General features: G+C 59.8%; 22 protein-coding genes. 11 read left to right on the forward strand and 11 right to left on the reverse strand.

Going from position 1 to position 22,595, the window contains the following annotated elements:
• Nucleotides 1-277: 277 nt before the first annotated feature.
• The 4 genes from F3J24_RS01310 to F3J24_RS01325 are packed head-to-tail and all read right to left on the reverse strand — an operon-like array spanning nucleotide 278 to nucleotide 2,786.
• Nucleotides 278-676 (reverse strand): CopD family copper resistance protein, encoded by a 399-nt coding sequence (locus tag F3J24_RS01310; protein ID WP_167002066.1) that lies wholly within the window; start codon nucleotides 674-676, stop codon nucleotides 278-280.
• On the reverse strand, nucleotides 673-1,122 hold the full coding sequence (locus F3J24_RS01315; protein ID WP_167002068.1) for an Rrf2 family transcriptional regulator: 450 nt from the start codon (nucleotides 1,120-1,122) through the stop codon (nucleotides 673-675). Before F3J24_RS01315 ends, F3J24_RS01310 begins: the two co-directional genes overlap by 4 nt.
• Before the next feature lie 13 nt (nucleotides 1,123-1,135).
• Complete coding sequence (locus F3J24_RS01320; protein ID WP_167002070.1) at nucleotides 1,136-2,389, reverse strand: NnrS family protein; 1,254 nt, start codon at nucleotides 2,387-2,389, stop codon at nucleotides 1,136-1,138.
• Nucleotides 2,382-2,786, reverse strand: coding sequence for a group III truncated hemoglobin (locus tag F3J24_RS01325; RefSeq protein ID WP_167002072.1), 405 nt, complete (start codon nucleotides 2,784-2,786; stop codon nucleotides 2,382-2,384). The genes F3J24_RS01320 and F3J24_RS01325 overlap by 8 nt, the downstream gene beginning before the upstream one ends.
• Nucleotides 2,787-3,286: 500 nt before the next feature.
• On the opposite strand from F3J24_RS01325, the gene F3J24_RS01330 reads away from it, so the two are divergent.
• Entirely contained in the window at nucleotides 3,287-3,733 is a 447-nt protein-coding gene (locus tag F3J24_RS01330; protein WP_167002074.1) for a universal stress protein, read from the forward strand.
• A gap of 309 nt (nucleotides 3,734-4,042) precedes the next feature.
• Here F3J24_RS01330 and F3J24_RS01335 read toward each other — a convergent pair whose 3' ends face one another.
• Together F3J24_RS01335 and F3J24_RS01340 are read right to left on the reverse strand one after the other, a co-directional pair.
• The gene (locus F3J24_RS01335; protein WP_370527698.1) at nucleotides 4,043-4,978 is read right to left on the reverse strand and encodes a tripartite tricarboxylate transporter substrate binding protein; all 936 of its coding nucleotides are present in this window, start codon (nucleotides 4,976-4,978) and stop codon (nucleotides 4,043-4,045) included.
• Nucleotides 4,979-5,043: 65 nt separating this feature from the next.
• Nucleotides 5,044-6,264, reverse strand: coding sequence for a M20 aminoacylase family protein (locus F3J24_RS01340; RefSeq protein ID WP_167002076.1), 1,221 nt, complete (start codon nucleotides 6,262-6,264; stop codon nucleotides 5,044-5,046).
• Between the two features lie 94 nt (nucleotides 6,265-6,358).
• On the opposite strand from F3J24_RS01340, the gene F3J24_RS01345 reads away from it, so the two are divergent.
• Nucleotides 6,359-7,252 carry a LysR substrate-binding domain-containing protein gene (locus F3J24_RS01345; protein WP_167002078.1) on the forward strand — a complete coding sequence of 298 codons (894 nt, stop codon included), beginning with the start codon at nucleotides 6,359-6,361 and terminating at the stop codon, nucleotides 7,250-7,252.
• Between the two features lie 84 nt (nucleotides 7,253-7,336).
• Here the strand turns inward: F3J24_RS01345 and F3J24_RS01350 are convergent, their stop codons facing one another.
• Nucleotides 7,337-8,770, reverse strand: coding sequence for an ATP-binding protein (locus F3J24_RS01350; RefSeq protein ID WP_370527699.1), 1,434 nt, complete (start codon nucleotides 8,768-8,770; stop codon nucleotides 7,337-7,339).
• Complete coding sequence (locus tag F3J24_RS01355) at nucleotides 8,767-9,474, reverse strand: response regulator (protein WP_370527720.1); 708 nt, start codon at nucleotides 9,472-9,474, stop codon at nucleotides 8,767-8,769. Before F3J24_RS01355 ends, F3J24_RS01350 begins: the two co-directional genes overlap by 4 nt.
• A 193-nt stretch (nucleotides 9,475-9,667) precedes the next feature.
• Here F3J24_RS01355 and F3J24_RS01360 point away from each other — a divergent pair, with 193 nt between their 5' ends.
• The 5 genes from F3J24_RS01360 (at nucleotide 9,668) to azu (ending at nucleotide 15,791) form a co-directional block, all read left to right on the forward strand.
• Nucleotides 9,668-12,034 (forward strand): TonB-dependent siderophore receptor, encoded by a 2,367-nt coding sequence (locus F3J24_RS01360; RefSeq protein WP_240154200.1) that lies wholly within the window; start codon nucleotides 9,668-9,670, stop codon nucleotides 12,032-12,034.
• A 124-nt stretch (nucleotides 12,035-12,158) separates the two neighbouring features.
• Nucleotides 12,159-13,355 carry an ABC transporter substrate-binding protein gene (locus F3J24_RS01365; RefSeq protein ID WP_240154201.1) on the forward strand — a complete coding sequence of 399 codons (1,197 nt, stop codon included), beginning with the start codon at nucleotides 12,159-12,161 and terminating at the stop codon, nucleotides 13,353-13,355.
• Nucleotides 13,356-13,429: 74 nt separating this feature from the next.
• Nucleotides 13,430-14,464 (forward strand): iron ABC transporter permease, encoded by a 1,035-nt coding sequence (locus tag F3J24_RS01370; protein ID WP_167002082.1) that lies wholly within the window; start codon nucleotides 13,430-13,432, stop codon nucleotides 14,462-14,464.
• Nucleotides 14,461-15,261, forward strand: a complete 801-nt coding sequence (locus F3J24_RS01375; RefSeq protein ID WP_167002084.1) for an ABC transporter ATP-binding protein — start codon at nucleotides 14,461-14,463, stop codon at nucleotides 15,259-15,261. Before F3J24_RS01370 ends, F3J24_RS01375 begins: the two co-directional genes overlap by 4 nt.
• A gap of 50 nt (nucleotides 15,262-15,311) precedes the next feature.
• Entirely contained in the window at nucleotides 15,312-15,791 is a 480-nt protein-coding gene (azu, locus tag F3J24_RS01380) for an azurin (protein WP_167002086.1), read from the forward strand.
• A 143-nt stretch (nucleotides 15,792-15,934) separates the two neighbouring features.
• Here the strand turns inward: azu and puuE are convergent, their stop codons facing one another.
• Nucleotides 15,935-16,888 carry an allantoinase PuuE gene (gene puuE / locus F3J24_RS01385; RefSeq protein ID WP_167002088.1) on the reverse strand — a complete coding sequence of 318 codons (954 nt, stop codon included), beginning with the start codon at nucleotides 16,886-16,888 and terminating at the stop codon, nucleotides 15,935-15,937.
• The gene (locus F3J24_RS01390) at nucleotides 16,885-17,562 is read right to left on the reverse strand and encodes a GntR family transcriptional regulator (protein WP_167002090.1); all 678 of its coding nucleotides are present in this window, start codon (nucleotides 17,560-17,562) and stop codon (nucleotides 16,885-16,887) included. The genes puuE and F3J24_RS01390 overlap by 4 nt, the downstream gene beginning before the upstream one ends.
• Nucleotides 17,563-17,844: 282 nt before the next feature.
• Between F3J24_RS01390 and F3J24_RS01395 the strand changes: the two genes are divergently transcribed.
• The 4 genes from F3J24_RS01395 (at nucleotide 17,845) to F3J24_RS01405 (ending at nucleotide 21,852) form a co-directional block, all read left to right on the forward strand.
• A complete protein-coding gene (locus F3J24_RS01395) occupies nucleotides 17,845-18,546 on the forward strand; it encodes a GntR family transcriptional regulator (RefSeq protein WP_167002093.1) in 702 nt (233 codons plus the stop codon).
• Between the two features lie 173 nt (nucleotides 18,547-18,719).
• Nucleotides 18,720-18,947 (forward strand): hypothetical protein, encoded by a 228-nt coding sequence (locus tag F3J24_RS24790; RefSeq protein WP_205244570.1) that lies wholly within the window; start codon nucleotides 18,720-18,722, stop codon nucleotides 18,945-18,947.
• Nucleotides 18,948-19,506: 559 nt separating this feature from the next.
• Nucleotides 19,507-21,039, forward strand: coding sequence for an NCS1 family nucleobase:cation symporter-1 (locus tag F3J24_RS01400; protein ID WP_167002095.1), 1,533 nt, complete (start codon nucleotides 19,507-19,509; stop codon nucleotides 21,037-21,039).
• Nucleotides 21,040-21,057: 18 nt separating this feature from the next.
• Nucleotides 21,058-21,852 (forward strand): aspartate/glutamate racemase family protein, encoded by a 795-nt coding sequence (locus tag F3J24_RS01405; RefSeq protein WP_167002097.1) that lies wholly within the window; start codon nucleotides 21,058-21,060, stop codon nucleotides 21,850-21,852.
• Between the two features lie 387 nt (nucleotides 21,853-22,239).
• Here F3J24_RS01405 and F3J24_RS01410 read toward each other — a convergent pair whose 3' ends face one another.
• On the reverse strand, nucleotides 22,240-22,473 hold the full coding sequence (locus tag F3J24_RS01410; RefSeq protein WP_167002100.1) for a hypothetical protein: 234 nt from the start codon (nucleotides 22,471-22,473) through the stop codon (nucleotides 22,240-22,242).
• Between the last annotated feature and the right edge of the window lie 122 nt (nucleotides 22,474-22,595).

Consider the following 22,595-nt stretch of genomic DNA (forward strand, 5'->3'; position numbering starts at 1 on the left):
TGATTTCACTGCTCGCCACAGATATCCGCACGCCATCGCATGCTTCACTGGCTTGATTGCATCCGCTGCGCATAGCCTGCCCTGCAATCTCCGGAACATGAAAAGCATAAGCGGACGGCTGTCCGCAATCGCTCTTGGTGCCTTGTTTTTCTGCTGCCTTCCCCTTACCAGCAAGAACCTGATCTGTAACGTCTCCAATTACCCGTGCGATGGCAGCCCTCTCCATCGCAAGCCTCTACCAATGCAAATAAAACATGGTCTTGACCAGCAGGAGGATCTACACAACATGGCAAAACACGCTCAGGTGCAGTCGATGCGAACGCTGCCCGTTGAGTTGTCCATGGCGACGCCACCACATGGCGCAGGCGAAATGCGCAAGCACGCTTAGCGCCAGGGCGATCTTGAATGTCATCAACATGCCCGTGCTGCTGGCCAGTGGGTGTGCCAACGCCGATCGGAGCTGCCAGGCCAAGCCTGCCCCCGCAGAGTAGAGAGCCAACAACACCCAGGGCATGACGGCCGTTGCGCGGCTACCCAGCGCCTGCTCCACAAGGAGCATGTGCTGTTTCGGCACTCGGCTGGGTACCTGGGTCAGCAGCACCACCTCGAAGAACACAGTACCCGCAAACGCCACGGCAGCCAGCAGGTGTAGTGTGATCAGCAAGCCGTAGCTCATGTTCGAGCCTCCGAACGCAGGATCGGGATCAGCGACGTTGCGCTTGCAGCCGGTGCAATTAGATCCGCAAGAGTGAATTCATCCAGATGCGCCAGGAAGCTTTGCAAAGCACCCTGCAGCATGCCTGCGAGGCGGCAGTCGCCAGTCAGCGTACACCGGTTGTCACTGCCAAAGCATTCCACCAGTGCGAAGTCTGGCTCCATTCCACGCACCACGGCGCCGATATTGATCTGCTGTGGCATATGGGCAAGGCGCATGCCGCCCCCCTTGCCACGCACCGTGACTATCCAGCCCTTCAGCGCCAGTTGATGCGTCACCTTCATCAGATGCGTCTCGGAAATTTCATAAGCCTGTGCGATCTCGGAAATCGTGCACAGCCGCTGGGGTTGCCGGGCCACATACATGAGCAGCCGCAGCGCATAGTCGGTCATCAGAGTGAGACGCATCGAGGGATTCCGTTCAAGCGGATTTTCTGGACTTGATCACTGGCTGGGCAGCGGACAGTCCGGCGGGAGGCAGGCGCGGTCGAATCAGCAATGGCGCAAAGCGCCACAGGTACAAGGCAAAGGCCAACACCCATGCTAGAGCCGAAGCGTGGAGCGCCGCCTGGGCGGGGGCCGCAGGCAGCAGTGCCAGCAAACGCAGCACCGCGGCAGCAAGCACCAGCACATACATGGTCACCATGGCTGCATCCGTGCGCAACGGCCGGCCCAGATGCCCCAAAGCCGTACGTGTCACCATGCCGATAATCAGCACCGCAAAACCGGCCACGCCGATGACATGAACCGGCCAAGCCAGACGCAGCATCCAGCCACCAGCCTGAAGCGCAGCCACCAGCAGGCCAGCGCCTAAACCCGTATGGCCCAGGTAGAGTATCCACAGCAACGGTACCCGGCGCACCGCCCAGGGCCTCCAGGCCAGTACCTGCCACAGTGTGAGCAAACCTGCGACCAGCAATGCAGCCACCATGCCCTGTGTCCAGCCCAGCAACAGGCAGACAATACCGAGCAAACCAGCCCAGAGCTGCCACTGCCCGCTGGTTGTATGCATGGGTATCTGAAGGCCGGCGACAGCCCGCATGGCGAAGAACGGAATCACCCGCCGCGCCAGCAACAGCGCAATTACCGCCATGCACAGCAGGCCGGTGTAGAGATATTGCATCAGCGTTGCATAGCCACTGCCTTGCCATACCGCGCGCAGAAAGAGTGCATCGGCCGCACCCAGCCCGAATACCAGCAGCGGCAGACCGTAGTTGCGGCTGCTGCGTGCTGCGTAGATCGCCCGGCCCAGCACCACAGCAGCAGCGACAAAGAACAGCAGTTCGAACCCGCAGGCGAAGGCAAACGCGGTATCTCCCGGCACCAGAAAGCTCGCACGCGCCAGCAGCCACAGCACGCACAGCCAGCCCAGCGCGGGACCCTGAATAGGGTTGCGCCCGGTCCAGCTGCTTGCCGCCGTGCATAGAAAACCCACGGCAATCGTCGCCACGAAGGCCCACAACATCTCGTGCGCGTGCCACAGCACACCGCCCAGGCGCCCAGCAAGCCATTGCGGCGCAAACACCCACAATGCCACCGACACCGCAGCCCACAGGCATCCGGCCATATACAAAGGCCTGAAGCCAAACTCCAGGAAGGCTTGCCACTGGGGCGCAGGTGCTCTGGAGCGGTATGCCGATCCCGTCGGCTCATCGATTTGCAGCAGCTCAGACATGATTCACCACCTGCGGCAGCTGTTTGGGATCACGACTCATCTGGTACCCCGACCATAGACTTTGCGCAATACGGCGTGCCGCCTGCCAGGCTTGATCGGCCATGGATCGATTGGGCTGCTCGGCCAGTGTGATCTCGAACAGGCCAAGCCAGCGCTCAAACAGCTCGGTGCTTAGCCCGGGTAGCGCGGCATGTTTGGCCATGGGTGCCCCGGAAAAACGGGCAGTGCGCCGCAAAACGGCCGACCAGAAATCCACCAGTTTGGCCAGATGCTGATCCCAGTCCGTAATGTGCGCCTCGAAGATGGGGCCTAGCACCTCGTCCTGGCGTATACGCGCATAAAAAGCATGCACCAGGCGGGCAACTTCCTCTTCTGAGCAAAGCTCATGACTCCTCATAGGACAACTCCTTTCGCTGTCTCCACATAAGATGTATTTATTATGCATCTTTAAGATGCGACCATGTTTCAATGTCCCACCAGCATGCAGACTCGGACGCCTTGTCAGTCATTGATGCGATTTCTGGAGCAGCCGCCTGGATCTAGGTTCGGCTCGCGCGCCAACAATATGGAAGCAACAATTCAGCAGACAAGAGCCGCCCCACTCGCCCCCGCTCCCGGCCATTGCATCAAACCGGATACATGCCAGCTTCAACAGCCTGCAGGGCCGCATGCCAGGAATGAGGCTCAGGGATTACTATTTTGATAGCTAGCATTCATTTACGGGTATACGCCAGATGCATTTTTGCTTGTTTTCCCAAGGTTTGATTGCCATCAAGAAACCGTCTGAATACTGACGCTGTGTGTTGCATTGACCGACCCGCGGTGTGAGTATGAACACGGCATGCGATCGCATTCATTGTTCAACAACAGGCGCGCTGACGCGCAAGGAGGCTGGCTATGTTCAAGCACATTTTGATTCCTACAGACGGCTCGAAACTCTCCGAGGCCGCGCTACGCGCGGGCATGCAACTGGCCAAGGAACAAGGTGCGCAGGTAACGGCGCTGTATGTGATGCCGGATTACACCGCCATGATCTACGGCGCCGAGGCGATGATGGCCTACAACTCTGGAGAGATGGCCAAGAGCGCCGAGAAGGAAGCCGACCAGGTGCTCAAGATTGCGACGGACATCGCCGTGGCCGAGGGCGTGGATTGCAAGACCGCGCGCATGACGAATATCTCTATCAACCAGGCCATCATCCAGCAGGCGAAAGACAGCCATTGCGATCTGATCTGCATGGCATCGCATGGCCGCAAAGGCATCGCCGGCATTTTGTTGGGCAGCGAAACCCAGCGCGTGCTGGTCAACAGCAGCATTCCTGTACTGGTGCACCGTTCGGTCTGATTCACCAGCCAGTCGCAGGCCCCCCTCCTTAAGCCGTCTGTTGCGAGGCCAGATAGCCATGAGACAGACGAAGGCGATACGGGGTTCTTAATGAAAGAAATCCGCTGGAAGCCCCCTGACGGGCAAGTGCAGCTCAGTCGCGAAATGCTGCTTGCTACGGCAGTTGCGACCTTTAGCTTCAGGCGGATCAGGCTGACTTTCCCGCACGTCTCCTGGCCTGCAGGTGCAACCCGCTTATCGCACCAGTCTCCAGCTTGATGAGCAATGCGCGCCGCTTGCTGGCGCGCTTACTAAAGCAGCCTGTGGTGCTTACTGAGGCTGAAGTTGAATGCTTTTGGCCATGGCGCGAAATTTGACGGTGTCTTCCTTGAGTTGCCGCTCCGCCTCAGCCAGCGTCTGGGGTTGCGGCGCTTCCGATCCGGTGGCCGCAATCTGGCGCCGCACCTCGGGATCACGCAGCACTTCGGCCAGTACTTTGTTCAGACGTACCACCATGTCCTCGGGAGTTTTGCGGCTCACCATGAGACCGGCCCAGGTGGAATGGCTGAAGTTCTTCAGAATCTTGCCTTCTCCAAGCGCGGGCACAGAGGGATCCAGCTCGCTGCGTGTGGGAGCCAGCCACCCGACGAGCCTCAAGCGCCCCTGCTCGGACATTCCCTTGAAACTCGTTGCATAGGGCTGGATGGCAAAGTCGATGCTGTTGCCTGCGACATCTTGGACCATGGGTGCCATGCCTTTGTAGGGCACATGTGTGACGTGGATCTGGGTCTGCTGCGCCATGCTTTCAGCCAACAGGTGATACATGGAGCCCATGCCGACGCTGCCATAGGACAGACCTTTGTCCTGGGTCTTGGCATAGGCAATGAATTCATCGACGTTGCGCACCGGTAGAGTGGCGCGTGTGAGCAGAACCAGCGGATTCACTGCCACCTGGCCCAGCATGCGAAAGTCTTCGGCTCTTAGCTTCACGGCGGCGTTGACCATGGGCGAGAGAATCACCTCGTTGGGTGAGCCGAGAAAGATCATGTGCCCATCAGCGGGCGCGTTCAGCACCTTCTGCGCGGCCAGTGATCCGCTGACGCCGCCCAGATTGTCCACAATGACCTGCTGGTTCAGGGCACGACCCAATGCCGGGCTTATCGCCCGGGCGATGGAATCCGACAGGCCTCCAGCCGGATACGGAACGAGCAGAGTCACCACACGCTGATCGGCTGCCCGTGCAGCGCCCATTGCGAATGGGGCCACACACGAAAAACCAAGCGACAGGACGAGAGCGCGTCGACGCAAGATGGAGACAGGTTTTTTCATGATCAGATTCGGGCGTGGGTTGAAAGAAAGGAATGGGCCAGAGCCGTCCAGAATGTGGCGCCGGTTTCGAGGTTGCGATCGTTGAAGTCGAAACTGGGGTTGTGCACATTGCAAGGTCCCGAGGCGCTGCCATGTGTGTGGCCGTTGTCGCCATTGCCAATGAAGAGGTAGCAACCGGGGCGCTCTTCCAGCATGTATGCGAAATCTTCACTGGCGCACAGCGGATCGGCATCGGCTACGACCCTCGCATCGCCGAACAGCGACCGGGCTACACCCATCGCAAGCCGGGTTTCAGCGGGAGAGTTGACCAGCACCGGGTAGCCCCGCTCATAGGTGATGTGACACTGTGCGCCAAAGCTGTCGGCCTGGCCTTGCGCCACCGCCCGAATGCGCTCCTCCAGCAGATCGCGTACCTCGGGCTTCAGGGCCCGGATGCTCAACTCCAGTTCGGCGGTCTCGGGGATCACGTTGTAGGTTTGCCCGGCCTGAAGGCGTCCCACGGTGATTACGGCCGATGCCAGCGGATCTACATTGCGTGCGACGATGCTTTGCAAGGCCATTACCGTGGACGCAGCAACCACCGTAGGATCGGTCGCCAGGTGCGGCATGGCGCCGTGGCCGCCGCAGCCCTCGAACACCAGAGTTGCCCTATCGGAGGAGGCCATGCAAGCACCTTCACGAAACAGGATCTGGCCCTGCTCCATTCCTGGCATGTTGTGCATGGCAAAGACCGCGTCGCAGGGAAAGCGCGAAAACAGTCCCTCCTTCATCATGCGCTGGGCACCGCCCGCACCACCCAGTTCTTCCGCAGGCTGGAAGATCAGATGCAGCATGCCGTCCATGGCATGCTTGCCTTCGCGATGCAGCTTGGCTAACGCCTGTGCCGCGCCAAGCAGCATGGTGGTGTGACCATCGTGCCCGCAGCCGTGCATTTTTCCTGGCACCTCGCTGGCCCAGGGCAACCCCGTGTCCTCCTGAATAGGCAGCGCGTCCATTTCCGCACGCAGTCCCAGGCGCCTGGAGCCAGGGCCAAACTTCAGCGAGCCAACCAACCCTGTTCCCGCAAGCCCGGTGGTGACCTCATAGCCCCACTCGCGCAGGCGACGCTCGACCAGCGCACTGGTCTGGAACTCTTCAAAACCCAGTTCAGGCTGGCGATGGATGGCGTGCCGCCATGCGAGCATGGCATCGGTATCGAGGTAGGGGCTGAATTTCAAGTGCATGCAAAAAATGTAGCGTCTCGGTCATCGCACCAAAAGCCGGTATATTTTCCGAGGAGACAACCAAAATGATTCACCCGATGAAAACCCTGCCCTCATGAAAAATCATCAGATTCGGGCTTTCACCCAAGTCGCCGAAAGCGGCTCCATCCGGGCTGCTGCCCGTGCACTCTTTCTGAGCCAGAGCGCTCTGACCAAGTCGCTGCGCGAACTGGAGGAGGATGTAGGCGCAGAGTTGCTGGTACGCAGCTACAAGGGCATTGAGTTCACCCCGGCTGGCAAAGTGCTGCTCTCCCATGCACGCCTGGCGCTGTCGATGCTGGACAAGGCGCGCGAAGAGGTGCGACTGATCCGCGGCGGCTCGGGCGCCCGGGTGGCCGTGGCGATGTCGCCCCTGGTTTCGATCAAGGCACTGCCCGAAGTCTGGAAAACGTTCGAACAGTTGGCACCGGGTGTGCAGCTGGCCCTCAGTGAAGGCTTTCTGAGCAGCTTGATTCCCGCTCTGCTCGAGGGACGGCTGGACTTTGCACTGGCGATTGCCGACCCCGCCGATCTGCCTTATGAACTGGTCTTCAAACCACTGATGGACGTGATTGCCATGCCTGCCGGAAGACAGGGCCATCCGCTGGCCAAGGCGAAAACCTGGGATGAGCTTCGTGACGCGACCTGGGTTTTGAACTACTCCGCGGGCAGCCAGAGCGAGACTCTGGTGAGCTGGCTTCGAGGCCAGGGTTTGGCGGAGCCACGCAAGATGGTCAACTGCACCTCGTCCACGCTGATGAGTGAGCTGATGAGGCGCACTGACGTACTTGGCTTCTGCCCCGAAATTCTCTTGAACGACAAGATCTATGGAGCGGGACTAGAGCGTCTGCAGGTTGAGCCACTGCCACCACCCATGGCGCTTGGCTTGGTTCAGCTGCGCGGTGTGCCGTTGAGCAGCGCAGCGAAGCCGTTGGCGGCTCTGTTCATGAAGTATTTCCGCAAGACATAGGAACAGGTTCGGCATGCCCATTCATGGACGGCATCCAATGCGCCGCTAGTCCCTCGCTCAATGCCACAACTTCGGCCCAGGCCGTCACTGACGCGGCAGCTTCAGCGTTGCCTCCAGACCACCGCCCGGTAGATTGCGCAATAGCAACTGACCTCCATGTGCATGCGCCACGGTCTGCGCAATGGACAGGCCGAGACCCACTCCACCCGAGGAGGCATTGCGCGAATGCTCCACGCGGTAGAAGGGCTCCAGTACACGAGAAATCTGATCTGGCGGGATGCCGGGACCACGATCACGCACGCTGATGCTTAGAAAATCATGGGCGTCGCTGACATGCAGCTGCACCTCGCGGGCATAGCGCAACGCATTCTCGATCAGATTCTGCAGACAGCGGCGCAGGCTTTGCGCATAGCCGACATAGGGACCACCTGCCTGCCCATGAATGGGAATCTCCTGCCCACTGGACTCATGTATGTCCTGTGCCATCCCCTGTATCAAAGCATTGATGTCCACTGGCTGGCGCGGACCCTGAGCATCAGCGCCAGTAAGCATGTCCAGCGTGGAAGACACCATATGCTCCATTTCCTGCAGATCGTTGCGGAACTTGGCGCGTAAGGCCTCGGTTTCCAGCATTTCTGCACGCAGGCGCAACCGTGTGATGGGAGAGCGCAGGTCATGCGACACCGCCGCCAGAAAGCGCGTTCGCTCGGCAACTCCCTCGGAGATCTGCTTCTGCATGGCATTGAAAGCCTGCGCCGCCTGTTGCACTTCGCGCGGTCCATCGGTTTCGAGCGGGGGGCTTTGCAAATCTCGACCCAGGGCTTCTGCGGCCCTCGCCATGCGCTGAAGTGGTCGCATGGCCAGGCGTACCGCCACCAACGCAAATGCCACGATCACGAGACTTCGCAGCAGATAGACGCGCAGCACATAGTCGGCCAAGGCATGCAGCGGCCGCACCGGATACCCAATTTCGCTCTCCTGCGCATTCACCACCAGCCACTGCTTGTCGGCAAGTTGCATGGCCATGCGCACGTGAGCTTCTGGTCTACCCGATGTCAACACATTGGCCGAGTGAGAGCCGTCCACTTGCTCTTCCCCACGCAGGCCCAGCTGTAACACCCGCACGGGCACCGCGCGGCCCAAACGCTCCTGCAGAACCTGAGCGATCAAAACCTGCGCCTCTGCGATGAAAGGCTTGGTCTCGTCTGCAATCGGTGGTGCTTCATCGAGCAGCTGCAGTGTGTAATGGCTGGTGTTCCATTGCTCCAGCAGCGTATTTCGCTGTTCGCGCGGCATGGAAGACAAGAGCACCGAGGTATCGGCTGCACGAGCTGCCACCAACCTCAGCGGCACTTCCAGCAGCTGACTTTGCCGCATCTCCCACCAGATGGTTCCGGTCAGCGCCTGCGCAGCCAGCATGCCAATGATGAGGATTGCTGCGATGCGGCCAGACAGCGTCTGTGGCCACAACCTTGTCAGCAGGCTACGTAGCCATGCCGATGCAGTGGACTCACTCACTCCAGTGTCTCGACATCGCAGGCCAGCAAATAGCCTGCATTGCGGACCGTTCGCAGTACCTGCGCCTTGCGCGGGTTGGACTCCAGATGATGACGCAGGCGGCTGATGCACACGTCAATGGCACGATCCAGCGCCATGCGCTCGCGGCCGAAGGCATACTCGGCTAGGTAATCCCGGCTCAGCGTCCGATGCGGGTTCTGAACCAGGGCGCAAAGCACGCGGTAGTCCGACTGGGCCAGGGTTACCAGCACGCCATTGGGAGAGTGCAACTCGCGCGTGTGCATGTTCAGCGTCCAGCTGGCAAAGCGAAGCGTGGCCAGCCGTTCGGGTTCGTGCAGAGAGGCCGGCACCTGCCGCGTGCGACGCAGCACCACGCCGATGCGCGCCAGTAGTTCGCGGGGATCAAAGGGCTTGGGCAGATAGTCATCAGCCCCCATCTCCAGACCAAGGATGCGGTCCATGAGCGCACCGCGAGCCGTGAGCATCACCACGGGAATGTGGGTGCGCTCACGCAGACTGCGGCATAGCGTCAGCCCGTCCACGCCCGGAAGCATCAGGTCCAGCACGATGAGATCGGCGCTGTGGCGCGCCAGCCAGTCCCACATAGCCTCGCCATTCGCAACCGCAGACGGCTGCATGCCGTTGGCCTGCAGATAGTCACACAGCAACTCGCGGATCTCAGGGTCGTCATCCACGACCAGAATGCGAGCCCTGGCGGCGACATGCGACGACTGCGCGGAGCTTTTCGGGGGAAATGTAATGGATTGTGTTGAAGCAGCTAGGGAAAACATTGCATTGCAAATCTGCCCTCGCCTGTCTGTCGGAGGGGCGCTTGCCTCACTAGAGTGACGGCTCATCAATCAATAAGAACGATTTTCATTCTAGTTTATTGCAGTCATGAGCATCTCCGTCTCCTCCATGCCAGCGCGCGATTCGCGTGAATTTTCATCGGCTTCACGTTTAGAGCCCTCATTGTCTCCGGCCTTGGCCAGCCTGATGCTGGTGCTGGGCCCCACGCTGCTGGCGACGGGCAGCCAAGCCCTGGCCGCCGACGATGCGGCCACCATGCCTCTCGTGGAGGTGCGCGCCAACCGCGACAAGCCCGACTATCAAGCTCAGTCCGTGCAGTCGCCCAAGTTCACACAGCCGCTGCGCGACACGCCTCAGAGCATCACGGTGGTGCCGGCCGAAGTACTGCGCCAACAGAATGCGCAAAACCTGCAGGATGTGCTGCAGAACGTGGCGGGCATCACCTTCAGCTCCGGCGAAGGCAACCTGGGTTGGGGTGACTTCTTCACCATTCGCGGTTTCTCTGCTGAGCAGAGCATCACCATCGACGGTGTGCGCGACGCGGGCATGGCCAGTCGCACAGATACGTTCAATCTGGAGCAAGCCGAGGTCTTCAAGGGCACGGGGTCGGTCGAATCGGGAGTGTCGGCTGTCGGCGGCAGCGTGAACCTGGTGAGCAAGGAAGCCAAGCGCGATACGTTCTACAACGCCAGCGTCGGTGTGGGCAGTGATGGATATGCGCGTGCCACTGCCGACCTGAACCGCCCCATCGGTGAGACCGGTGCACTGCGCCTGAACCTGATGAAGCACAAGAATGAGGTCGCCGGCCGCAATGTGGTCGACTTCGACCGCTATGGCGTGGCAGCGTCTTTCGCCCACGGCCTGGGCACGGACACGCGCGTCGTCGTCAACGTGCTGCATCAGTCCGATGACAACATTCCGGACGGCGGCCTGCCCATACAGCGCGGCACACGCGGCAACGTGATGCCAGGCGTGGCTCGCAGCGCCTGGTTTGGCGCTTCCAATCTGTACACACAACAGGCAAGAACCGACAGCATCACGGCCCGCATTGAGCGAGACCTTGCTGCAGACACCACCATCCGCAACCAGTTCCGCTACGAACGCGTCGACAGCTGGAGCGTGCTTTCCCCCGCACGATTCAATGCGGCCGGTACGCGCAATAGCCTGGGTTATATCGGCAAGGGGCCTCTGGTGACAGCCCCTGGCAATATCTCTTCCTATGGCGACTACGACCTGGTGGACACCACAGGCCAGCCGATCTCGCTACGTCTGGCTGCCATGTCGAGCTCCAAGCGCTACACCATCGCCAACAACCAGACCGATCTGAGCACCCAGTTCGAGACCGCCGGCCTGCAGCACAAGCTCACTGCCGGTCTGGAGTTGTACCGCGAAACCTATGGCGATCACGAACGCAGCCTGGACCTGCCAAGTGGCACGCTCACCTTCGACCCGGTCAACCCCGCCACCACCTTCCCTGGAACGCCCACCATCGTAGGCGCTGGCAGCGCGCGCGCATCGGTGCAGAACGTCGGGGTGTATGTCAACGACACCGTCACCTTCAACGAACGCTGGCAGGCACAGACCGCCCTGCGCTATGACCGCTGGACCGCGAAGAATGCCGATGCAAGCCGCACCGACGGTGCGCTCAGCGGCCGCCTGGGCCTGGTCTACAAACCTGCCAAGGAAGGCTCCATCTACGCCGCCTACAGCCGTGCGGCCCAGCCGTCGGCAGTGGGCGTGACCACCAACAATGTCATCAACGGCACGGCGGCCCAGCTCAACTACCAGCCTGCACTCTCTCGTACCTGGGAAGCTGGTAGCAAATGGGATGTACTAGACGGACGCCTCTCCGTCACCGGTGCAGTCTTTCGCACCGAGCTTACCGACTCCTGGGAGTACAACCCTGACAACAGCTCTCCCGTACGCTCTCTGCCTGCCAAGCGCGTACAGGGCTTCGAGCTGAGTGCGCAAGGCGAAATCACGCCACGCTGGTCTGTGATGGCCAGCCTCTCGCACCTCAAGAGTCGTATCACCAAAGGTGTGAATGAAGGTGCCGAAGCCAAGAACGTGCCCGACTGGGCCGGTAGCGTCTGGACTTCCTATCTGCTCACGCCTGCCGTCACGGTGAGCTATGGCGCGCAGTATGTAGGCCAGCGCCGCTACGCTGACAACGTGATGGTCGGTGGTCTGAACAACAATTCAAGCACCGCCTCGGGGCCGAGCGGCACCTACCCGATCTATGTGGTGGACCGAGAAAAAGCCCCAGGCTATGTGGTGCAGAACCTGGCCCTGCGCTGGCGCATCAACCGTCAGATGACGGCCAACTTCAATATCAACAACATCGCCAACCGCTTCTACTGGAGCCGCATAGGTTCGTCCTTGGACGGCTTCCAGCTGTATGGCATCCCCGGTGCAGGCCGTACCTACACGGCCAGCCTCGATATGTCGTTCTGATCTCGGCCAGGTTGCTTCCGACGCTCTCGTAATGCAGCGCTTGCACGGCAGTTGCAGGTAGCGCTGCGAACGAGCGCATGCCAGCACCTGGCAAGCAAGCATTGACTTTTGAATGCCCTCTCTCATGACCTTTCACTTTTCATTCTCCAGACTGCAGCAGCTGTTGCAGGCCACAGGTCTGGCCATGCTGACCGCCTGCGTGATCGCCTCCCCCGCCCATGCGCAAGGCTCTGCTCCCGCCGCATCAAACCTGGTCGAAGTCTCGGTTGTGGACATCGTGGGCCGCACAGTGCGAATCCCTGCCAAGGTCGATCACGTCCTGCTGGGTGAAGGTCGATTTCTCTACGCGCTCGCGCTGATGGAGGGTGCCGACCCGCTCAAGCGCATTGTTGGCTGGCAAGGCGAGCTGGCATTTGCCGACCCGAATGGCTGGGCTGTCTACAAACAACGCTTTCCGCAAATCGAACGTATCCCGCTGATCGGGCGTACCTCGGAAGACAGCGTGAGCTTCGAAAAATCGGTATCGATCAAGCCCGACATCGCCATCTTCGGTCTCGGCGGCCACGGGCCGGGACGCCAGAGCGGTCTGGTCAAAGAGCTTGAGAAGTCCGGCGTGCCCGTGGTCTTCATCGACTTCCGCGCCCAACCCGTGCGCAACACCGCCAGCAGCATCCGCATTCTGGGCAAAGCAGTGCACCGTGAAGCCCAGGCCAATGCCTATGCCAGCTTCTATGAAGAGCATCTGCAGCGCGTGCAGTCGCGTGTGAAAGACATCCCCGGAAACAAGCGCCCGCGCGTGTTTGCGGAACTGCTGGCGGGCGTTTGGGATGGCTGCTGCCACACGGCAGGCAAGGGCAACATCGGCGAGTTCATCGACGCTGCAGGCGGCGTAAACATCGCCCAGGGCAAGATCCCCGGTGCTATCGGCGACCTGCACCAGGAGGCATTGATTGCACAGGACCCCGATGTGTACATCGCCACCGGCAGCCGCCCTCAAAGCAACCGCCCCATGCTCAAGGCTGGCGAAGGAGTGAGCGCCGAACTGCTGGGCACCAGTCTGAAAGAGCTGGCCATGCGCCCCGGTTTCGAAGTGCTCAGCTCCGTGCGCTCGGGCCGTGCCCATGGTCTCTGGCACAACTTCTACGATGCGCCCACCAACATTCTTGCCATAGAGGCCATGGCCAAGTGGTTCTACCCGGACCTCTTCAAGGACGTCGATCCTCAGGCCACCATGAAGGAAATCAATCAACGCTTCCTCACCGCCCTGCCCATGCAAGGTGCTTACTGGGGTGATATTGCCAGTGGCGGGGCCAGCAAATGACAGCATCTGCCGCCACGCTCGAGCAAGACCTGGCAAGCAGTGTGCAGGCCCGTCAACCGCTGCAACCGGATCCCATGCAACTTGCACGAGCCTACAAGCGCCTTTCCGGCTGGCGACTGCTGGTTCTGGCCTTGCTCGGCGCCGCCATCCTTGGCGCGCTGCTGACCGACTTCACTACCGGGCCTTCGGGCCTGGAGCTGCCGACCTTGTTGCACACCCTGCTCGCGCCCGACACGGCTGCGCCCGCGCTGCACGTCATTGTCTGGAACATCCGCCTGCCCTACGCACTCATGGCCGTGACCGTGGGTCTGGCCCTTGGCCTTGCCGGTGCGGAAATGCAGACCGTGCTGGCCAATCCGCTGGCAAGCCCGTTCACCCTGGGCCTGTCGTCCGCTGCCGCATTCGGGGCCGCGCTAGCCATCGTGCTGGACTGGAGCCTGCCAGGAATTCCCGCGGCCTGGGCCGTGCCCGCCAACGCTTTTGTCTTCGCCATGGCATCCGCTTTGCTCTTGGATCTGGTGGCCCGTTGGGGCGGCATGAGCACGACGGGCGTGGTGCTGTTCGGCATCGCTCTGGTGTTCAGCTTCAACGCCTTGGTAGCCCTGCTGCAGTTCGTTGCCACAGCAGAAGCACTGCAGGGCCTGGTGTTCTGGACCATGGGCAGCCTCTCCCGCGCCACCTGGCCCAAGGTGATGGCCCTGGCCATGGCACTGGCTCTGGTGTTGCCGTTTTCCATGCTCAATGCCTGGCGACTCACCGCACTGCGTCTGGGCGAGGATAGGGCCGCAAGCTTTGGCGTGGATGTGCGTCGTCTGCGTCTGGGTGCACTACTCCGCATCAGCCTGCTGGCCGCTCTTTCGGTGGCCTTTGTGGGCAGTATCGGCTTTATCGGACTGGTTGCGCCGCATATCGCACGCCGCCTGGTGGGGGACGATCATCGCTTCTATCTGCCGGCCTCGGCTCTCACAGGGGCCCTGGTTCTCTCGCTGGCCTCTGTGGCCTCCAAATCGCTGGTACCGGATGTGATCGTGCCTGTGGGCATCGTCACCTCGTTGGTAGGCATTCCGTTCTTCCTGGCCATCGTGCTAAAGACCAGGGGACGCGCATGAACATCCAGGGACTGAACATCACGCAACTGAATGTCGCTTATGGACGGCGCACCGTCATCTCGTCGCTGAACATTCTCGATCTGCAGCCTGGCACCGTCACCGTAGTACTGGGGCCCAATGGCAGCGGCAAGTCCACCATGCTGCGCGCGCTGGCCGGTCTGGCCCGCGCTCGGGGATGCATTGCATTCGAGGGCATGGCACTGGACAAAGCCAGCCTGGCCGAGCGTGCCAAACGCATTGTGTATCTGCCGCAGGCTCTGCCTGCACCCGTCCATCTGCGCGTCATCGAATCACTGCTGGCCGCGCGCAAGGCATCGCCCCACTCTCTTTGGACAGCCGACAACGAACGGCCCTCCGATGCCGTGGAGCAAGGCGCCATGCTGCTGCAGCGCCTGGGCATAGGCCATCTTGCCATGCGCCATCTGGACGAGCTCTCGGGTGGGCAAGCTCAGCTGGCTGGCCTTGCGCAAGCCCTGATTCGCCAGCCGCGCGTGTTGTTGCTGGACGAGCCTCTGTCTGCGCTGGACCTGAACCACCAGTTTCATGTGATGTCGCTGGTCCGGGAGGAAACGCGCCGCCATCGCATGATCACGCTGGTGGTACTGCACGACCTCAGCATTGCCCTGCGCCATGCCGACCGTGTAGTGGTACTGAAGGACGGAGAGCTGCTGGCCGACGGCCCGCCACATGAGGCCGTCACCCCCGAACTGCTGGCGCGCGTGTATGGCGTGCTAGCGCGCGTGGAGACTTGTTCACGCGGCACACCACAGGTGATCGTGGACGGACTGGCCGCCTGATCCCTTGTCTCGACCAGACATTGCATCCTACTCAGCAACAGAGAACGACCATGAAGCTCTTCACTTCAAGCATCTGCCATCTCACCGTATTGGCCGCACTCGCCATCTCTGGCGGCTCCGTCCTGGCGCAGCAGATGGACCCCATCTGCCAGGCTCATATCCAGGGTCAGCCCGGCAAGAAGTTTGACATGACCGAGCTGCGGGTCAGCAAGCGCTGTGAACAGTTCACCGTGCACCTGGTGCATACCGGCAAGAAGCCCTGGCAGGCAGCAGGCCACAACTGGGTACTCACCCGAAGCAAAGACACGGAAGCCGTGATTCGCGAGGGCCTGCAGTCCGGCCCTGAGCATGCCTGGCTCAACCGCAGTGATGCCCGCATTCTTGCCGCGACACAGATGCTCTCCGGCGGTGAGCATGCCTCGGTGACCTTCCCCGTCCAGCGCCTGGTCCAGGGCGAGGACTATATTTACTTCTGCTCCTTCCCCACCCACGCCCAGCCAATGCGCGGCAAGTTGGTGGTGATCGACTGAAGGCCGGGCCCACGTACCCGCGGCCAGCCCTTCTTCAGGCTCCCGGGGTTACTCGGGTCACACAAATTGTGAAGGCACGGATTCGCGCCCATCCATACTGGCTCAGTAGCTGCCTGACTAGATATTGCTGAGTCGAGGCCTGTTCATCGCATAGGGAAACGCTCGGCCCAGTGACGAGCCAAATCAATACGGCGGCACACCCACACGTTGTCGTGCTTATGGATGTGATCGAGGAAGCGCTGCAGCGCTGTAATCCGGCCGGGACGGCCCAGCAGTCGGCAGTGCATGCCGATGCTCATCATCTTGGGGGCGTTGTCGCCGCTGGCATTGCCCTCGGCGTACAGGACATCGAATGTGTCCTTCATGTACTGGAAGAACGGATCGGCATGCGAGTAACCCTGGGGCAGCGCAAAGCGCATATCGTTCACGTCCAGCGTGTAGGGAACGATGAGCTGGTTGTGCGTCGTGCCGTCGCTCCTGGCGACCTTCATCCAGAAGGGCAGGTCGTCGCCGTAGTAATCGCTGTCGTAGGTAAAGCGGCCGGCATCGGCCACCAGGCGGTGGCTGTTGGGGCTGTCGCGGCCGGTGTACCAGCCAAGGCCGTGGTCGCCATCGTGGCCGTAGAGCTCTTCAAAGATGTCCACGCATTGCTGCATGTGGGCGCGCTCGATCTCCTCGGGCACGTTCTGGTAGTGAATCCACTTCAGGCCGTGGCAGGCCACTTCGTGACCGAGCTCGTCGAAGGCCTGGGCCAGCTCGCGATGCTTTTGCAGCGCCGTGGCCACGCCGAACACGGTCAGCGGCAGGCCGCGCTTTTCGAACTCTTTGAGAATGCGCCACACGCCGGCGCGCGAGCCGTATTCATAGATGCCGTCCATGCTCATGTGACGGGCCGGATAGCTGGCGGGATTGAACATCTCCGACAGAAACTGCTCGCTGCCGGGGTCGCCATGCAGGATATGGTTCTCACCGCCTTCTTCGTAGTTCAGCACGAACTGAACGGCCACGCGGGCTTTGCCGGGCCATTCGGGATGGGGCGTGTTGCGGCCGTAGCCAATCAGGTCGCGTGGATAGGAAGCGGTGGAATCGTAAGTCATAGGGATACGGATGAAAGTGCCATCGACAGATCGCGCGTTGGCAAAATACGGTTGAAGGACATGCCCTCTTCCATGTGATCGAGGTGCTGCAACATCAGCTGCACCGCATGTTCGACATCGCCCGCAGCCAGCGCGGTCACGATGTCGGCATGTTCTTCGTGCGAATGCTCGGCCGCCGATGCAGACTGGTACATCAAGGTGATCAATGCGCAGCGGGAAATCAGCTCGCCCAGCAGCTGTGCCAGCACCTCGTTGCCCATGAGCTCGGCCATGCGCACGTGGAAGTCTCCCAGCAGCTCGGTGCGCTGGCCCACGTCATTGGCTTCCATGGCCTTCTTCTCGGCAGCCACATGCGCCTTGAGTTCCAACAAGTGGGAAGGTGTCTGCTGCGCAGCAAAATTGCGCACCATCTCGGCCTCGAGCATGCGGCGCACGGCAAACACCTGGCGCGCCTCGTCCACCGAAGGCGTGGCCACAAAGGCACCACGCGTAGGCTCCAGCTTGATCAGGCGGTTCTGTGACGCCCGAAACAAGGCCTGGCGAACCAGAGTGCGGGAAACGCCAAAGTGGTCGGCCAGCTTCTGCTCCGACAGCTTGGTACCCGGCATCAGTCGATGTTCAACAATTGCTTTGGTCAGACTTTCAGCGATAGACCAGGTGAGTGAGGTTTGCATTGCTTCATCATAGTTCTTGAACTCAACGCTTGTATACAACATCAACAAGAGAAAGCCTAGGTGTTCTCCCTTGATTCATCTTCGCTGCTCGCCAAGCAGCCGTCAGCGGACGATAAAGAAATAGCCCGCCCAGCCCATTTGGCCTAATCTCCTCCTTTGGAGGACGCCATCAAATGGCCTTCCGCATGCAACCTTTGCCAGTTGCTATCGCGGACACGGGCGAACTCTTCCACGCTGCAGAGCAACCACTTAGGCATGGTACGGTCGCATAAAATCAATTGAATGAGTACTCCAGTCATCACCAAAACCAAGATCGCCGAGCGTCTCATAGAGTCGATCCTGACAGCCAAGCTACGTCCGGGAGAGAAGCTTGGTGAACAAGACATTGCGGACTTATTTCAGGTCAGCCGAACCTTGGTCCGAGAGGCATTGATGCATCTGCAGACCCGAGGTTTTGTGGAGGTCCGATCCAGGGTTGGCTGGTATGTTGCAGAACCTTCGTTTGAAGAGGCTCAGGAAACCTATGCGGCGCGGCGCGTCGTTGAACCAGGCATGCTACGTGACGCTGGTCAGCCCTTGCAGGCAACTCTGAAGCGCCTGCGCAAGCACATCGCGGAGGAACGCAAAGCCATTGCCTGTGGAGATGCGGAAGCTCGCAGCTGGCTGCTGGCCGACTTTCATATCTGCCTGGCCGAGTGTCTTGGCAATCGTTTTTTGACTTCCATGATGGTCGATCTCTCTGCGAGAACGACTCTGATTTCGGATCTATACCAATCGAAAACCGAGGCCAAGGTTTTCAACGACGATCATGCAGCCATCGTTGATGCGCTGGCGGAAGGCGACAATTTAAAGGCGGAACAACTAATGATTGCTCATATCGATGCCTTGGCATCGCGCCTTGATGAAAGCCTGATTGGTCGTCGCGGAGCCCGCAACCGACTGCGCTCCATCCTGGCTCCTGAAGATTCGTCTTCAGCTAAATAAGTGTTCTGACGCCAGCAGGCGTCCTCCGCTTCAGCCTGATCCAGCCGCTCGGCCGCTTCGCTGATCTTGGCCCTAGCTCCCAACGCTTCCTAGCGAGCCAGTATTGAAGCTTGAAACGCTGGCGCTCCCAGTGATAGTACTGGCAGCGATTGAGATCGCCACCTGTTCGGGTGATGACTCGCACGTTCGCTGATCGTGCCGTGGAATGGCTTCCCGCAAGAATTGCCAATGCCACTGAGCGCAACGATATGCCCGTCTCCGCATTCTCTGCCGAATGGACTGTCCAGCTATCTCGGCTGCTGCAACGTCTGGTGAGTGCAGCGGCCAAAGTCTTGCCCTTCATTTCAACTGATCTCACAGCCATAAAAAATCAGCGCCGATTAGTCTTTGGCAAGCAATAGTGCTGCGATGCAAGCAGCCCGAATGCCGGCTTTGCAGCCGCTGGCCAATGACTGCGCTGCTCAGCTTCGAGGTTCTGTTCTATGGCACAGCAATTTGCAAGCAACCCGTAATTACCTGGCGCTGGTCGTCGGCGATTCATAGATAGAGATCCGTGCAAAACAGCCGTGATCAAAGTGTAGGTTCCCGTCTTCGCCTGCGAGCGAAATGCCCGCCAGAGCTTGCTAAGCCTGATAGCGACCATTTTTCATCGCGCCCAAGAACGCGCCAAACCTGGCTCCCCTCCCGATAGAACAAGGGTTCTTACTAGCGTCTTGAATTCATGCCTTGTATACATTGAATGCATGTCAGCGATGTGTTCAACATGTCACTGAACAGACTTGCTGAAACAGGTGTTCATGGGGCAAATTCGGTTGACCTCATGAGCTTCTGCAGCAAACACATGGCTGCAGGCTTGCATCGTCTGCAGCCGTTAATAACGGTAGACAAACATGGTCTTACTCAGCCGAAATGAGGCCATGGCAAAGGGGCTCCACGGTGCACCCTGATGGAAGGCGGCATATGAACAACCTAGTACTGGACACCCATGAGTCATTGACCTCGGGAGCCAACACCACAAGCCATAAGCGCGATAAAGGCCTGCCGGCCGGGGTTTCGCCATCGCTGTACAACCATGATCTCGCTCCCACCTCGAAACAGGGACGCACCTGGGGCAGCTACAGCCTGTTCACCCTCTGGGCCAACGATGTACACAGCCTTGGCAACTACGCCTTTGCCATTGGTCTTTTCACACTCGGACTAGGAGGACATCAGATTCTGATGGCGCTGCTGCTGGGAGCCGCATTTCTGTTCGTACTACTGTCCCTCTCCGGCTTTATGGGGACCCGTACAGGAATTCCTTTTCCGGTGATGAGTCGCATCAGCTTCGGTACACGCGGCGCTCAGATTCCCGCACTGATCCGTGGCGGAGTCGCCATTGCGTGGTTTGGCATTCAAACCTATCTGGCATCCATGGTGCTCGACGTGATGCTGATCACGCTGTTTCCAGGCTTGCAGTCGCTGAAAGAGCAAGTCGTGCTGGGCCTGCCATTGCTGGGCTGGATCAGCTTTTCCATCCTGTGGGTTGTGCAGGTGCTCATTGCCTGCTGGGGCATGGAGAGCATACGAAAGTACGAGGCCTTTGCCGGGCCGGTGATTCTGCTGACCTTTATTGCCCTGGCAGGATGGATCTTCTACAGCGCCAAATGGACCCTGCATTGGTCTGCCCCGTTTGCAAGCAGCGGCGGAGCCATGTGGCTGCAGATCCTGGGCGCTGCTTCGCTATGGGTGGCGATCTACGGCACCTTCGTGCTGAACTTCTGTGATTTCACACGCGCAGCCACCTCAAGCAGCGCCGTGGTGAAAGGCAATTTCTGGGGCATTCCTATCAATATGCTGATCTTCGGCTTGATCGTGGTCATCCTGACAGGCGGCCAGCTTGCCATCGATGGCACGCTGATTCAAAGCCCGACCGACATCGTCCAGAACATCCCCAATAAGCCGCTGCTGATGCTGGCCAGTCTTTCGCTGCTGATCTTGACCATTGCCGTGAACCTGATGGCCAATTTCGTGGCTCCTGCCCTGGCGCTGGCCAACCTCATGCCCAGGCATCTGAACTTTCGCCGGGCAGCTCTAGTCAGCGCAGTCCTCGGTTTCGTGATCCTGCCCTGGAACCTCTACAACTCTCCGCTGGTCATCGTCTACTTCCTGGGCGGACTGGGTTCATTTCTGGGTCCGCTGTTCGGCATCGTGATGGCCGACTATTGGCTGATTCGCAAGCAGCGTGTGAATGTGCCGGCGCTCTATACACACGACCCCGCAGGCCCCTATCACTACCGCAACGGCATCAATCCCAAGGCAATTCAGGCCCTGATTCCCTCGTCCCTGATCTCGCTGCTCTTTGCATTCCTGCCGACGTTGCAATCGCTGTCCCAGTTCTCCTGGTTCATCGCAGCCGGACTAGGCGCCCTGTTCTATTGGATGGTTGCACCAAAAGGCCTCACCTACGACGACCAGGATGGCGAATCCATCTCCGTAGCCTCCGCCAAGCACTGAGAAAGAAAGTAAGAAACCATGCGCATTTTGATCGTGAACGTGAATACCACCGAGTCGATGACTCATGCCATCGGCATACAGGCTCAGAAAGTGGCTGCGCCAGGCACGGAGATAGTCGCTCTGACTCCGCGCTTCGGAGCCGAATCGGTTGAAGGGAATTTCGAGAGCTATCTTGCCGCTGTCGGAGTTATGGATGCGGTGATGAGCTATGGCCAACCCTTTGACGCCGTCATTCAAGCTGGCTACGGTGAGCATGGCCGCGAAGGCCTGCAGGAATTGCTGGACGTTCCCGTGGTGGATATCACCGAAGCAGCGGCCACAGCTGCCATGTTCCTGGGCCACAAATACTCTGTAGTCACGACGCTGGATCGCGCTGTGCCATTGATCGAGGATCGACTCAAGCTCGCTGGCCTGAACGACCGCTGCGCATCGGTTCGCGCCAGTGGCATGGCTGTGCTGGAGCTGGAGACTCAACCCGAGCGTGCGGTCGAAGCGATTGTTCGCCAAGCCGGCCTTGCCGTCAGCGAAGACCATGCGGAAGTCATCTGCCTTGGCTGTGGAGGCATGGCCGAGCTGGATGCCAAGATCCGCGAACTTACCGGTGTGCCAGTAGTCGATGGAGTGGCTGCTGCCGTGACCATTGCCGAGTCGCTGGTGCGTCTGGGCCTGAGCACATCCAAGGTACGAACCTACGCCCCGCCCCGCACCAAGCGTGTAACGGGCTTCCCCTTCACGGGTCACACCCCTGGATTCACTGCCCGGAGCTTTGCCAATGGTTCCAAGTCTCTTGCACCAGTCAAACAAGTGTCTTGAGGAACAGTCCCCATTGCCTCGAAGAATTCCGGGGTGAGGGGCCGAAACGGCCCTGAAAACAAGACCATGGCATGGTCGATGTCTCAGGTCATTCGGCATGATCCGACCTTGCCGCACCAACATACAAAAAAGCGCTTCATTGAAGCGCCTTTTTGTTCTGGGTAGCTCAGGAGCTTACACAAAGCCGTTGAGAGGGCCGCTTCACGCGGTCAGCCCGGACCCAGCCTCATGCATTCAGGCAAAAGATCTCCCAAAGCCTGAAATCAAAGGCAGTGTGCCGTGGTGACACCAGGCAGATTGCCATTGCCGTCAAGTCTCCATTCAAGGTCAGTCCAACCGTTGCAGGGTTGATCGCATTACCGGCTATCAGTTGCCCAGTCTGTCCGGTCAAGGAAGACTCAAGTCCATACCGAGCATCCTGGCTAGGCCAAAGGTAAAGAACAGCACACCCAGCAGGGCGAGCAGGAAGATGGCAACCAGCTTGGCACTCGTGCGTAGTAACGCGCGCCTGTCCACGCCCTTCTTCCCCTGGTCATAGTGCCACTTGATGGCGAAGAACATGCATGTGCCGAAGATGAGCACCTTGAACGTTACGAAGACTACAGGGACCCAATCGATCATTTTGAGAATTTCCAGCCTATGGCTGACACTGTCTATTGCGAGGAACCTCCTCCCGGGCGCGAGAGGCACAAACGTCAGCGATTGCCATACAAGAGTGATGTCGCCGCCGTGTCAAGGCATAT

It is taken from the genome of Comamonas sp. Tr-654 (assembly GCF_011752915.1).
Taxonomy (GTDB): Bacteria; Pseudomonadota; Gammaproteobacteria; order Burkholderiales; family Burkholderiaceae_C; genus Comamonas.